The organism is Massilia sp. IC2-278 (assembly GCF_020708045.1).
GTDB lineage: Bacteria > Pseudomonadota > Gammaproteobacteria > Burkholderiales > Burkholderiaceae_D > Telluria.
This window is the reverse complement of sequence record NZ_JAJFES010000011.1, coordinates 35,801-48,304: the sequence shown is the minus strand read 5'-3', so window position 1 is coordinate 48,304 and position 12,504 is coordinate 35,801. Positions and strand designations below refer to the sequence as shown.

12 protein-coding genes are annotated in these 12,504 nt (G+C 65.8%); 2 read left to right on the top strand and 10 right to left on the bottom strand.

What is annotated here, in order from left to right:
• Nucleotides 1–109 precede the first annotated feature (109 nt).
• From ggt to LK540_RS18390, 3 genes are all read right to left on the bottom strand, one after another.
• A complete protein-coding gene (ggt, locus tag LK540_RS18400) occupies nt 110–1,951 on the bottom strand; it encodes a gamma-glutamyltransferase (RefSeq protein WP_229438763.1) in 1,842 nt (613 codons plus the stop codon).
• A 126-nt stretch (nt 1,952–2,077) separates the two neighbouring features.
• Nucleotides 2,078–2,836 (bottom strand): 3-hydroxyacyl-CoA dehydrogenase, encoded by a 759-nt coding sequence (locus tag LK540_RS18395; protein ID WP_229438762.1) that lies wholly within the window; start codon nt 2,834–2,836, stop codon nt 2,078–2,080.
• A gap of 113 nt (nt 2,837–2,949) precedes the next feature.
• Entirely contained in the window at nt 2,950–3,633 is a 684-nt protein-coding gene (locus LK540_RS18390) for a hypothetical protein (RefSeq protein ID WP_229438761.1), read from the bottom strand.
• Nucleotides 3,634–3,812: 179 nt separating this feature from the next.
• On the opposite strand from LK540_RS18390, the gene LK540_RS18385 reads away from it, so the two are divergent.
• Nucleotides 3,813–5,111, top strand: coding sequence for an acetyl-CoA hydrolase/transferase family protein (locus tag LK540_RS18385; RefSeq protein ID WP_229438760.1), 1,299 nt, complete (start codon nt 3,813–3,815; stop codon nt 5,109–5,111).
• An 82-nt stretch (nt 5,112–5,193) separates the two neighbouring features.
• Entirely contained in the window at nt 5,194–5,721 is a 528-nt protein-coding gene (locus LK540_RS18380; RefSeq protein WP_229438759.1) for a thioredoxin domain-containing protein, read from the top strand.
• A gap of 312 nt (nt 5,722–6,033) precedes the next feature.
• On the opposite strand, the gene LK540_RS18375 is transcribed toward LK540_RS18380, so the two are convergent.
• The 7 genes from LK540_RS18375 to LK540_RS18345 form a co-directional block, all read right to left on the bottom strand.
• Complete coding sequence (locus LK540_RS18375; RefSeq protein ID WP_229438758.1) at nt 6,034–8,184, bottom strand: sodium-translocating pyrophosphatase; 2,151 nt, start codon at nt 8,182–8,184, stop codon at nt 6,034–6,036.
• Nucleotides 8,185–8,370: 186 nt separating this feature from the next.
• Nucleotides 8,371–9,027 carry an adenylate kinase gene (gene adk / locus LK540_RS18370; protein WP_229438757.1) on the bottom strand — a complete coding sequence of 219 codons (657 nt, stop codon included), beginning with the start codon at nt 9,025–9,027 and terminating at the stop codon, nt 8,371–8,373.
• Between the two features lie 220 nt (nt 9,028–9,247).
• The gene (kdsB, locus tag LK540_RS18365) at nt 9,248–10,000 is read right to left on the bottom strand and encodes a 3-deoxy-manno-octulosonate cytidylyltransferase (RefSeq protein WP_229438756.1); all 753 of its coding nucleotides are present in this window, start codon (nt 9,998–10,000) and stop codon (nt 9,248–9,250) included.
• 5 nt (nt 10,001–10,005) lie between these two features.
• Nucleotides 10,006–10,176 carry a Trm112 family protein gene (locus tag LK540_RS18360; protein WP_229438755.1) on the bottom strand — a complete coding sequence of 57 codons (171 nt, stop codon included), beginning with the start codon at nt 10,174–10,176 and terminating at the stop codon, nt 10,006–10,008.
• Nucleotides 10,157–11,191 (bottom strand): tetraacyldisaccharide 4'-kinase, encoded by a 1,035-nt coding sequence (lpxK, locus tag LK540_RS18355; RefSeq protein ID WP_229438754.1) that lies wholly within the window; start codon nt 11,189–11,191, stop codon nt 10,157–10,159. The genes LK540_RS18360 and lpxK overlap by 20 nt, the downstream gene beginning before the upstream one ends.
• Nucleotides 11,192–11,251: 60 nt before the next feature.
• A complete protein-coding gene (locus LK540_RS18350) occupies nt 11,252–11,692 on the bottom strand; it encodes a biopolymer transporter ExbD (RefSeq protein WP_229438859.1) in 441 nt (146 codons plus the stop codon).
• On the bottom strand, nt 11,692–12,297 hold the full coding sequence (locus tag LK540_RS18345) for a MotA/TolQ/ExbB proton channel family protein (protein WP_229438753.1): 606 nt from the start codon (nt 12,295–12,297) through the stop codon (nt 11,692–11,694). The genes LK540_RS18350 and LK540_RS18345 overlap by 1 nt, the downstream gene beginning before the upstream one ends.
• Nucleotides 12,298–12,504: the final 207 nt, after the last annotated feature.

Sequence of the window (12,504 nt, the reverse complement as noted above, 5' to 3'; positions counted from 1 at the left end):
CCGATCGACTTGTCTGTTCCCTATCCACCCCGTAAGGGTAGCAAACAAAGTGAATCTAGAGGGAAATTATTGCTCTCAGATCAAGCGTTTCTCGCATTTTTGCAGGCTTTTACTCTCCTTTTGCAACGCCCTCGCGGCGCGGGTCGGCGCCGCCGAACCACCAGGACTCGCCATGGATGGCCATGCGCATGATGCCGTGCAGGCCGGAGTTCTGCTCGGTCTGCTGGACCTTGTGGCCGCGCGCCTTCAGGGCGTCGACGGTGGCCTGCGGGAAGCGGCCGGCCTCGATCTCGGTGGGGCCGTTGCGGCTGCCGAAGTTCGGCAAGGCGATCGCCTGCTGCATGTTCAGGCCCCAGTCGAGAGTGCCGACCAGGGTCTTGGCAACGTAGTTGATGATGGCCGGGCCGCCGGGCGAGCCGACCGCCAGCACCAGCTTGCCGGTCCTGGTGTCGAAGACGATGGTCGGCGACATGGCGCTACGCGGACGCTTGCCCGGCTCGACCCGGTTCGCCACCGGGCCGTCCTTGTCGCGCGCCGCGAAGCTGAAGTCGGTCAGCTGGTTGTTCAGGATGAAGCCGTCGACCATCTGGCGCGAGCCGAAGGCGTCTTCCACGGTCGTCGTCATCGAAAGCCCGGCGCCATGGCCGTCGACCACCACCATGTGCGAGGTCGACGGGGTTTCGATGGCGTTGTCCTTGCCCCAGAGCCAGGCCGTTTCCATGCCGGGCGGATTGCCGGCCGGGGCTTCGCCCATGGATCGTTCGCCGATCAGGGCGGCACGTTTCGCCATGTAGGCCTTGTCGATCAGGCCGGGCAGGCCGCGGCCCGGCAGCGGAACGAAGTCGGTGTCGGCGGCGTAACGGTTGCGGTCGGCGTAGGCCAGGCGGCCGACTTCCGAGAACAGGTGCACCGCGTCGGCGCTCGGCACGCCGTTCGTGGGCGCCAGCGCGCGCATGTCGCGCGTTTCGAACATGGCCAGCATCTGGGCCACGGCGATCCCGCCCGAGGATGGCGGCGGCATGCCGCACACGGTGTACACGCGGTAGTCGCTGCAGACCGGCTCGCGCACTTTCGGGCGGTAGTCGGCAATGTCTTTCGCGGTGAGCAGGCCCGGGTTGGTCGGGTGCGCCTTGACCTTGGCGGCGATGTCGCGCGCGATGTGGCCCTTGTAGAAGGCGTCGGCGCCGCCGCCGGCGATCTCGCGCAGGGTCCTGGCCAGGGCCGGGTTCTTCAGCAAGTAGCCGACCGGGCGCGGGTTGCCCTCCTTGTCGTAGAAGTAGGCGGCGGCCGTTGGGTCCTTGCGGATATGGGCGTCCCACATCAGCATGCCGTTCAGGCGCGCGCTGACCGGGAAGCCGCGCTCGGACAGGCGGATCGCCGGACCGAACAGGGTTTTCCAGGGCAGCTTGCCGTGCTGTTTGTGGGCCAGTTCCAGCATGCGCAGCACGCCTGGCGCGCCGACCGAGCGCCCGCCGACCACGCCGGCGGTGCGCGAGAGCGGCGTGCCGTCGGGTTTTTCGAACAGGTGCTCGTCGGCCGCCATCGGCGCGGTTTCGCGGCCGTCGAAGGCTTGCGTTTTCTTGCCGTCGTAGTGAACGAGGAAGGCGCCGCCGCCGATGCCCGAGCTTTGCGGCTCGACCAGGGTCAGCACCATCTGGGTGGCGATGGCGGCGTCGATGGCGCTGCCGCCTTGTTTCAGCATCTCGTAGCCGGCCTCGACCGCGAGCGGATTGGCGGCGGCGACCATGTACTTCTTCGCGACCCAGCCGGCCTTTTCTTCGTAGCCGGTGGCGATCTCGGGGGCGCGCTGGGCAGTGTCCTGGGTGGTTGTCGGGGCCGGGCGCTCCGCCGTCTTCTGGGCAAACGCCAGGCTGGCGGGCAAGGTGACGCCGGCCAGGGCGGCCATGGCGGACAACAACGCGGCGCTGGCGCGCAACTTCAACTTGATCATCGATTCTCCAAAAAGCAAAACGGGCGTGCGACCAGGGCCGCACGCCCGATACCATCTGGCATCCTACATCAAATTGTCAAACGGCTCATGGCACTTGTAAATTGTGACTGAGACGTTTCCTTGCTGTTACTTCGGCTGCATGCGGATCGCGCCGTCGAGGCGGATCGTTTCGCCGTTCAGCATCACGTTTTCGATGATGGCTTTCGCCAGGTGCGCGTATTCCTTCGGCATGCCGAGGCGCGGCGGGAACGGCACCATCTTGCCCAGCGAATCGCGCACTTCCTGCGGCATGCCCATCAGCATCGGGGTCTCGAAGATGCCCGGGGCGATCGTCATCACGCGGATGCCGCTGCGCGCCAGGTCGCGCGCCATCGGCAGGGTCATGCCGGCCACGGCCGCTTTCGAGGAACCGTAGGCCGCCTGGCCGATCTGGCCGTCGAAAGCCGCCACCGAGGCGGTGTTGATGATGATGCCGCGCTCGCCGTATTCGCCTGCTTCGGTATTGCCCATTGCTTCGGCCGCCAGGCGCGACATGTTGAAGGTGCCGACCAGGTTGATGTTCACCGCGCGCTGGAACACGTCCAGCGGGTGTGGGCCGTCCTTGCCCACGGTCTTGACGGCCGGGGCGACGCCGGCGCAGTTGACCAGGCCGCGCAGGGTGCCCAGGGCGACTGCCGCTGCCACGACTGCCTGGCCGTCCGCTTCCGAAGTCACATCGCACTTGACGAACTGGCCGTTCAGTTCCGCCGCCAGGGCCGCACCGGCCTCGGCCTGCACGTCGGCGATGACGACCTTGCCGCCGGCGTCGGTGATCATGCGCGCGGTGGCCGCTCCCAGCCCCGACGCGCCGCCGGTGACGATGAACACATTGTCTTGAATTTGCATGGTTTTCCCTTTTTTGTCCCTGTGCGTTCGCTAGGACGCTTGCTTTTGACGTTTACGTAAACGTCAACCCACGGGATTGTAGCGAACTTTTGGCGGGAAAAACCACGGCTGACCTAAAAGCATTGCACGTTGGCGCCGTTGCGCGTGCACAAGCGCCCTTCGCTGCTGACGCCGGCGTTGCCGACATTCGTCTGGTAGGTCGTGCCGCCGCTGTCGGTGCAGGTGTTGCCGAGGCAGCTGTTGAGGCGGGCGGAACTGGGCTGCGGCGCGGCCGGCGGGCCCACCGTAGGCGCCGGAGGCGTCACGACCCTGTTCGGCGCCGGGATCGGCTGCCCTTCGGGCATGCGGGCAAGCGATGACTGGACCGGGCGGCGCGGCGCGGCATTCGCCTGCTTCTTCGGCTCCTTGCCATCCGTCCTCGCCGGGTCCTGCTGCTGGGGCGCCGGGCGCGCCGACGGATCGGCTTCCTTGTGCGGCTGCTGTTGCGGCATGCCGCCGGCTTTTTCTTCCTGGGCCTGCGGGGTCTGTTCCGGCCGGGCGCCAGGTTCGGGCCGGGTCGTCTGCGGGTGCAGCACCGGGCCGTAGCTGGGGCCGGTGGCCGGGGCCGGCTGGCGCGCAGCCTGTCCGGCCTGGGCGGCCTGGGCGGCCTGGCGCTGTGACTCGGATTGCTGCCCGGACGGCGTTTGCGCGTGGGCCGGTTGCGCCGCGCTTGCGGCGGCCAGCGCCACCATCAGGGCCAGGGCGATTTGCGTGGCCCGGAAGGGCTTCGAATGCTTGAGGTGGGGTGTGTGCTTCATGGCGTCCTCCATGCGGCCTGGGGCCGGTATGCCGATTATCGGCCGCCCCTGCCCGCCATGGCGCGCGCCAGCATGGCCGCCGCGTCAAGTCCGTGTCAGTTTCGCGGTTTACGCTGAGGGGACGATCCGGCAATGTGCGTGATGATGCCGCGACGATAATCACAACGATGGAGACGGCAATGCAGACAGTTCACGAGCTCTACCAGGACAAACGCACCGACGCCGCGGGTGCGCTGGCCCACCTGCACGACCAGGACATGATCATCGTGCCGACCGGGGTCGGCGAGCCGCCTGCCCTGCTCACGGCCCTGTCGGAAGCGCGCACGCGCTGGCAAGGCATCCGGGTGGCGCAGATCCTGGCGATGCGCAAATATGGCTACTTCGAGCAGGACACGGCCCGGCACGTGCGCCACGCGGCCTTGTTCTTCGGCGGCGCCTCGCGCGGGGGCGGCCAGGGCGGCTGGTGCGACTTCATCCCGAATTATTTTTCCGAGATCCCGACCCTGATCGAGCGCGGCCTGATGCCGGCCGACGTGGTCTTCGCCATGGCGTCGAGCATGAATGCCCAGGGTTTCTTTTCGCTCAGCCTGGGCACCGACTACACCATGGCGGCGGTGGCCAAGGCGCGCGTGGTGGTACTGGAAGTGAACCCGCACGTGCCCTTCGCGCATGGCCAGTGCCACGTGCACATTTCGCAGGTGACGGCGCTGGTCGAGGACGACACGCCGATCCTGGAAGTGGGCCTGCCGGCGATCGGCGCGGTGCAGGAAGCCATTGGCAAGCACGTGGCCGACATGATCGAGGATGGCTCGACCCTGCAGATCGGCTATGGCGGCATTCCCGACGCCGTGGTGATGCAGCTGACCCACAAGCACGACCTCGGCATCCATACCGAGATGATCGGCGACGGCATCCTGAAGCTGGTCGAGTGCGGCGCCGTGACCAACCGGCGCAAGACCCTCCTGCCCGGCAAGATGGTGGCGACCTTTGCGCTCGGCTCGCGCAAGCTCTACGACTTCATGCACCAGAACCCGATGCTGGAAATGCACCCGTCGAACTTCACCAACGACCCGTACATCGCCGGCCAGAACGACAAACTGGTGTCGATCAACGCCAGCTTGCAGGTCGATTTGCTCGGGCAATGCGGCAGCGAAAGCATTGCCCACCTGCCCTATTCCGGCACCGGCGGCCAGGTCGACTTCGTGCGCGCCGCCAACCGTTCGCGCGGCGGCAAGTCCTTCATCGTGCTGCCCTCGACGGCGAAGGACGGCACCATCTCGCGCATCGTGCCCACGCTCACGCCGGGCACCCACGCCACCACCAGCAAGAACGACGTCAACTACGTGGTCACCGAATACGGCGTGGCCCAGCTGCGCGGCAAGTCGGCCAAGCAGAGGGCGCAGGAACTGATCGCGATCGCGCACCCGGACTTCCGCGGCTGGCTGCGCGAGGAAGCAGGCAAGATGTGTGTGTTCTGACGGGAAACCTGCGCCGCCGCCCTGCCCGGCCGTGCCATGATGAGATCGAAGCCGCATTGGCCGGCACCATCATGGAGGCAGGATGAGCAAGGAACTTGGCATTACCCAGGACGATCACGTGCGCGGCGGCAGCGACGCCGTGGTCACGCTGATCGAATACGGCGACTTCCAGTGCCCGTATTGCGCCCGCGCGCATGCGGCGCTCGGCGAATTGCGGCGCCAGCACGGAGACCGCCTGCGGCTGGTCTACCGGCACCTGCCGCTCTCAGACCTGCACCCGCTCGCCCAGCCGTTGGCGGAAGCCGCCGAGGCCGCTGGCGCCCAGGGCAAGTTCTGGGAGATGCACGACGCGCTGTTCGAGAACCAGGGCATGCTGGACGAGGACGCCCTGCCCGCGCTCGCCGGCGCCATGGGGATCGATGCCGGGCGCTGGCGCGACGCGTTCGAAAGCGGGCGGTATCGCGACAAGGTGTTGGCGCAGGCGGAAGCCGGACGCGCCGCCGGGGCCAGCGGAACGCCGAGTTTCTTCATCAATGGCGAGCGCTACCATGGGGATTCGGACCATGCGTCGCTGGCGCAGGCGATCGACGAGGCCTTACAGCAGCGTTGAAGCTGGTTTGCATCCACGTTGGCGCAGTGTTGATTGGCGCAGTGTTGATTGGCGCAGCGTCGACGCAGTCTTGACGCTGGACTGCGTTGGCACAGTGTTGACGCTGCACTGCGTTGGCACCGTGTTGACGCCTGCGCTGTGTTGACGCCGGCGTGATCGGCCCTGACGGCCAACGTTGGCAGTAATGCTCAGGTCGGTTAGTTACAATTTTGTAGCCTGCGTTCCGGTGCCGGCTTGCGTTACGGGCATTGCCGTATGCTGGACGCGTGGACGGCAAAAGCCGTCCACCCTACCGCCTTGCCGGCCTGTGCTTCAGGGCTGCGGACGAGGCTGTTCAGCAGCAACCCGTGTCGGAGTCACCGCCGGCGCCGTGGTCGTGTGCGCCGGCTTGCGCATCTGCGCGAGCTGGGGCTCGGACACCGCGATCCAGCCCGCCGCCGGCAGCAGCGGCACCAGCAGCAGCGCGACGATGTTGATGATCTTGATGAGCGGGTTCACCGCCGGGCCGGCCGTGTCCTTGTAGGGGTCGCCCACGGTGTCGCCCGTCACGGCCGCCTTGTGCGTGTCGGAACCCTTGCCGCCGTAGTTGCCGTCCTCGATGTATTTCTTGGCGTTGTCCCAGGCGCCGCCGCCGGTGGTCATGGAAATCGCCACGAACAGCCCGGTGATGATGGTGCCCATCAGCAGCCCACCGAGCGCCGCCGGCCCCAGCAGCATGCCGACCAGGATCGGCACGATCACCGGCAGCAGCGACGGCACCACCATTTCGCGGATCGCCGAGGCGGTGAGCATGTCCACCGCCTTGTCGTATTCCGGCTTGCCGGTGCCGGCCATGATGCCGACGATGTCGCGGAACTGGCGCCGCACTTCCACCACCACCGCGCCCGCCGCGCGCCCCACCGCTTCCATCGCCATCGCCCCGAACAGGTAGGGAACCAGGCCGCCGATGAACAGGCCGACGATCACCATCGGGTTCGACAGTTCGAAGACGACGGACTTGCCGACCGAATCGAGCGCGTGGGTGTAGTCGGCGAACAGCACCAGCGCCGCCAGGCCGGCCGAGCCGATGGCATAGCCCTTGGTGACGGCCTTGGTGGTGTTACCCACCGCATCGAGCGGGTCGGTAATCGCGCGCACCGAATCCGGCATGCCGCTCATCTCGGCGATGCCGCCGGCATTGTCGGTGATCGGGCCGTAGGCATCGAGGGCGACGATGATGCCGGCCATCGACAGCATCGAGGTGGCGGCAATCGCAATGCCGTACAGCCCGCCCAGCTGGAAAGCGACCAGGATGGCGATGCAGACCGCGAGCACCGGGTAGGCGGTGGACTTCATCGACACGCCCAGGCCGGCGATGATGTTGGTGCCGTGGCCAGTGGTCGATGCTTCGGCGATGTGGCGCACCGGCTTGAAATCGGTGCCGGTGTAGTACTCGGTGATGTAGACCATCAGCCCGGTCAGCACGATGCCGACCACTGCGCAGCCGAGCATGCTGCCGCGCATGGCTTCGTCGCCCCAGACCAGCCAGGTGACGACCGCGAAGCCGATCAGCGACAGGCCGGCCGCCCACCACAGGCCGGTGTACAGGGCCGACATGATCTTGCGCCCCGGCTTGTGGCGCACCATGGCGCAGCCGACGATGGAGCCGAGGATGGACACCGCGCCCAGCAGCAGCGGATACAGCATGGCTTCACCGGCGCCGTCGACGATCATCAGCGCGCCGAGCAGCATGGTGGCGATCAGGGTGACCACGTACGTTTCGAACAGATCGGCCGCCATGCCGGCGCAGTCGCCGACGTTGTCGCCCACGTTGTCGGCGATCACCGCAGGATTGCGCGGGTCGTCTTCGGGAATGCCGGCCTCGACCTTGCCGACGAGGTCGGCGCCAACGTCGGCGCCCTTGGTGAAGATGCCGCCGCCCAGGCGCGCGAAAATGGAGATCAGCGAGGCGCCGAAGGCGAGGCCGATCAGCGGCTTGATGACGTCATGGCGCGACAGGGCCGCGTCGCCATTGGCGGAGAGCGCCCAGTAGAACAGGGTGACGCCCAGCAGGCCGAGGCCGACCACCAGCATGCCGGTGATCGCCCCGCCCTTGAAGGCGACGTCGAGCGCCTCGTTCATGCCCTTGGCGGCGGCCTGGGCGGTGCGCACGTTGGCGCGCACCGAGACATTCATGCCGATGAAGCCGCAGGCGCCGGACAACACCGCGCCGGCCAGGAAGCCGCCCGCGGTCCAGGCGCCCAGCAAAAAATAGATGGCAACGAGGAGCACCAGGCCGACGATGCCGATGGTGCGGTACTGGCGCCCGAGGTAGGCGGCGGCGCCTTCCTGGATGGCCAGCGAGATTTCCTGCATGCGGGCGTTGCCGGCGTCCTGGCGCAGGATCCAGGCGCGGGCCCACAGCCCATAGATGACCGCGATGACGCCGCAGGCCACGGTAAACGTGATCAGGTTTGCTGCCATGTCGTCCCCTTAGTTTTTTAATCAAGCAACACCACACAACGAAAGAATGCTCACCTCTTCGGCGAAGCAGTCTGCCTCACTGCGTACTGCACACATTTGATCCAAACCACTGATACGACGGGTGACAGCGCGTCATCCGGGTATAAAAAAAGCGGACATCGCTGTCCGCTTCAGTCTTGCTTCCGATTACTCGGAGAGCGCGGCAAACGCCGCGTCGCGTACTTGCTCGACCGGGCCCACGCCGGTGATCTTGCGGTATTTCGGCGCGCCCGGCAGGCCCGACTGGGCCCACTTGTTGTAGTAGCCGAGCAGCACTTCGGTCTGGTTGTGGTAGACCGACAGGCGCTTCTTGACGGTTTCTTCCTTGTCGTCGTCGCGCTGGACCAGCGGTTCGCCGGTGACATCGTCGATGTCGGCGACCTTCGGCGGGTTGAACTTGGTGTGGTACACGCGGCCCGAAGGCTGGTGGGTGCGGCGGCCGCTCATGCGCTCGACGATCAAATCGTCGGGCACGTCGATTTCCAGCACGTAGTCGACGTTGATGCCGTTGTCCTTCATGGCGTCGGCCTGGGCGATGGTGCGCGGGAAGCCGTCGAACAGGTAGCCGTTGGCGCAGTCGGCTTCCTGCAGGCGGTCTTTCACGAGGCCGATCATGATGTCGTCGGAAACCAGGCCGCCTGCGTCCATTACCTTTTTCGCCGCCAGGCCCAGCTCGGTGCCGGCCTTGATCGCCGCGCGCAGCATGTCGCCGGTGGAGATTTGCGGGATATTGTATTTTTCCTTGATGAAGTTAGCCTGGGTGCCCTTACCGGCGCCAGGCGCTCCTAACAGAATGAGACGCATGAAGATTCCTAAACGGATGTTGAAATGGTGAAATGTTGAAAATCGTTATTGTGTTGGCAACGGATTGCAATTGATGCTTTATTGATGCAGACCTGCCTAGCTTGATACGAAACTTACCACAAAAGGCAGCGTCAACGCCAATTCCAGCGGCTGGCTTCGGTCGCGATTTCTTGCTTTTTTGATGTACCGCAGACTAGCCGCTAATCAATTGCAATAAAGCTCAAGACGCGTAGTGCAATTGCACCCGTGCTAAATCTTCCGGGGTGTCGACACCGGCCTGGGGCGCGCTGTCGGTCACGTGCACGGCAATCGGCACGCCATGCCAGAGGACGCGCAATTGCTCCAGCGCTTCGATCTGCTCCAGCGGCGAGACCTCCAGGCCCGGATAGGCTTGCAGGAAGGCGTTGCTGTAGGCATAGAGGCCAATGTGTCGCAGCGGCGCATACCCGGCAGGCAAGGTGTCGCGGCTGGCGGCAAAGGCGTCGCGCGCCCAGGGAATGCTGGCGCGCGAGAAATACAGGGCGCGGCCCGCCTTGTCGAGCACGACCTTCACCACGTTCGGGTTGAATACGTCGGCCACGTCGTGCAAAGGATGGGCGCAGGTCGCCATCGGCACCTCAAGGCTGATGCGCGCGGCGCAGGCCGCCAGCAAGGCCGGGTCGATCAGTGGCTCGTCGCCCTGCAGATTGACCACGACTTCGTCGGCCGGCAAATTCAGCGCGCGCGCCACTTCGGCGATGCGGTCGGTGCCGGACGGGTGGTCGGCGCGGGTCATGACGGCTTCCACGCCGTGCGCGGCGCAGGCGGCGGCAATATCGGCGTGGTCGGTGGCGACGATGATGCGCGCCGCGCCGGACTCACGCGCGCGCTCGGCGACGCGCACGACCATCGGCTTACCGCCGAGGTCGGCCAGCGGCTTGTTCGGCAGCCGGGTCGAGGCCAGGCGCGCCGGGATGATGACGGTAAAGCGCATGCGATTCAGACCGCTTCGATCTTGCGCGCCTGGTCGGCCCACATGATCGGGATACCGTCGCGGATCGGGTAAGCCAGGCGGTCGGGGCGACAGGTCAGTTCCTGGCCTTTTTTATCGTATTCGAGCGGGCCCTTGCACAGCGGGCAGACCAGGATATCAAGCAGTCGAGCGTCCACGACATTTCTCCACAATTTGTTGGGCGAGCGCGGCATCGATGCGCGCGCTGACCGGCACCACCCACAGGCGCGGGTCGTGCTTCAGGTTTTCAAGTTGCCCACATTTTACTGCATCCTTCTCGGTGATCAGGATGACATCGGCATCCACGCCCGCAAACGGGTCGTCGCGGAAGTCGTGGTGGTCAGGCAGCGCCAGTTCGGCGAACGACAGACCAGCGCCGCGCAGCATGGCAAAGAAGCGTCCCGGATTGCCGATCCCGGCAGCGGCCAGGATGCGGCGGCCGGCGAAATCGGACAGCGGCAGGCGCCGGTTGGCGTCGACCAGTTGCTCGGCCGTGTCGCCGGCCAGCGTCATTCGGTACGGCTGGCCGCCGACGGCGCGCGCCAACTGCGGCGCGATCTCGGGCGCATTCACCACCGTGAAGTCGCGCCGGCGCGAAGGCGGCTCGCGCAAGGGGCCGGCCGGCAGCAGCCAGCCGTTGCCCACGCCGCGCCCGTCGAACAGCACCACCTCGACGTCGCGCGCCAGGGCGTAGTGCTGCAGGCCATCGTCGGTGAGCAGGACATTCACCTCCGGATGTGCCGCCAGCAGCGCCCTGCCCGCCTCGGCACGCCGGCGCCCGACGAACACCGGCACCCGCGTGCGGCGCGCGATCAGGAGCGGCTCGTCGCCGACCTGGGCCGCATCCGATGCCGGCGTCACGGCGCGCGGCGCCTCGCCTTCGCTCCCGTGACCGCGCGAAATCACGCCGGGGCGCATGCCGGCCTCGACCAGTGCGTCGGCCAGCCAGATCGTCAGCGGGGTCTTGCCCGTACCGCCAATAAAGATGTTGCCGACGACAACGACCGGCACCGGCAGGTGCGTGGACGTCAGCAGGCCGGCACGGTACAGGCCGACGCGCAGGGCCGCCAGCGCGCGAAACAGCAGCGACAGCGGCCACAGCGCGCAGGCGAGCGGACCGCGGCGCAGCCAGGCGCGGGTCAGGACGGATTCAAGGGAATGGTTCTTGGACATGAAAAGAAGGAAACGCCAGGCGCGCAGTCGCTGCCCGCCTGGACGGTGTTACTCACGGCCTTACTTCTTGCCGCCGGTCTGGGCAGCAAAGGTCAGCTTGTCGTAGCCGGCCAGGCGCGCCGCTTCCAGCACGTTGATGACCATCTGGTGCATCGCGAACTGGTCGGCGTTGACGATGATGACAGGGTCGGCCACCGGCTGGCCGTTCGGGCCCGAGCGCGCGGCGGCCTTCAGGTCGTCGGCCAGGCCGTTCACGCCCTGGAAGGAGACCGGCGTGTTGTTCACCGTGTAGTTTCCCTTGGCGTCGATCGTGACATTGATCTCGAAGGGTTTGTCGACCACCTTGTCGGCGTCGGCCGTCGGCAGCGTGATCTGCAGTTCGGTGAACTTGCTGTAGGTGGTCGACACCATCAGGAAGATGAGCACGACCAGCAGCACGTCGATGAACGGGATCAGGTTGATTTCCGGATCCTCGCGCTTGCGGCCGCGGCGAAAGTCCATCATTTGCGGGCACCGTGAACGACGTCGACGAACTTCACCGCCTGCAGTTCCATGTCGACGATGAAGCTGTCGACCAGGGCGCGGAAGTGGCGGTAGAAGACCAGGGCCGGCATCGCGATCGCCAGGCCGAAACCGGTGTTATACAGCGCAATCGAAATCCCGTGCGCCAGCTGCGCGGGATTCGCGCCCGAGGCGTTTTGCGAACCGAAGATCTCGATCATGCCGACCACCGTGCCGAACAGGCCCATCAGCGGCGCCAGCGAAGCGATGGTGCCGAGCGTGGTCAGGAAACGCTCGAGCACGTGGGCGACGCCGCGGCCGGCTTCCTCGATCGACTCTTTCATGACGTCGCGCGGTGCGTCGACGTTGCGCAGGGCGGCCGCCAGCACGGTGCCGAGCGGCGAATTGGTTTCCAGGGTATTGATGATGTCCGGGGTGACCTTGTTGTTGCGATAGACGTTGATGACTTCACCGAGCAGGGCTTTCGGGAGGATCTTTTCGCGGCGCAGGTAAATCAGGCGTTCGATGATCAATGCCAGGGCAACGATCGAGGCAATCAGCAATGGCCAGATGGGCCAGCCTGCGGCTTGTAAGATGGCGAGCAAGTGAACTCCTGACAGAATGGAAACGAATCCGGCAATGTAGCAAGTTGCCGCCGCCTGAGCAAGAGTAGTTCTGCACAAGTTCTGTGGATAAAATTGTGTGCAAGGACATATCCGTACGCTAAGTATGTTGATTCTTAAGGGAATTTTCTACGTGCGCAAGAAAGAAGCAGGTGGATTGGCATGATGCCATGGTGTCTGGACGCTCGA

Coding starts and splice junctions, on each gene's coding strand:
- ggt (WP_229438763.1), bottom strand. CDS start 1,951: ATGATCAAGTTGAAGTTGCGCGCCAGCGCCGCGTTGTTGTCCGCCATG.
- LK540_RS18395 (WP_229438762.1), bottom strand. CDS start 2,836: ATGCAAATTCAAGACAATGTGTTCATCGTCACCGGCGGCGCGTCGGGG.
- LK540_RS18390 (WP_229438761.1), bottom strand. CDS start 3,633: ATGAAGCACACACCCCACCTCAAGCATTCGAAGCCCTTCCGGGCCACG.
- LK540_RS18385 (WP_229438760.1), top strand. CDS start 3,813: ATGCAGACAGTTCACGAGCTCTACCAGGACAAACGCACCGACGCCGCG.
- LK540_RS18380 (WP_229438759.1), top strand. CDS start 5,194: ATGAGCAAGGAACTTGGCATTACCCAGGACGATCACGTGCGCGGCGGC.
- LK540_RS18375 (WP_229438758.1), bottom strand. CDS start 8,184: ATGGCAGCAAACCTGATCACGTTTACCGTGGCCTGCGGCGTCATCGCG.
- adk (WP_229438757.1), bottom strand. CDS start 9,027: ATGCGTCTCATTCTGTTAGGAGCGCCTGGCGCCGGTAAGGGCACCCAG.
- kdsB (WP_229438756.1), bottom strand. CDS start 10,000: ATGCGCTTTACCGTCATCATCCCGGCGCGCCTGGCCTCGACCCGGCTG.
- lpxK (WP_229438754.1), bottom strand. CDS start 11,191: ATGTCCAAGAACCATTCCCTTGAATCCGTCCTGACCCGCGCCTGGCTG.
- LK540_RS18350 (WP_229438859.1), bottom strand. CDS start 11,692: ATGGACTTTCGCCGCGGCCGCAAGCGCGAGGATCCGGAAATCAACCTG.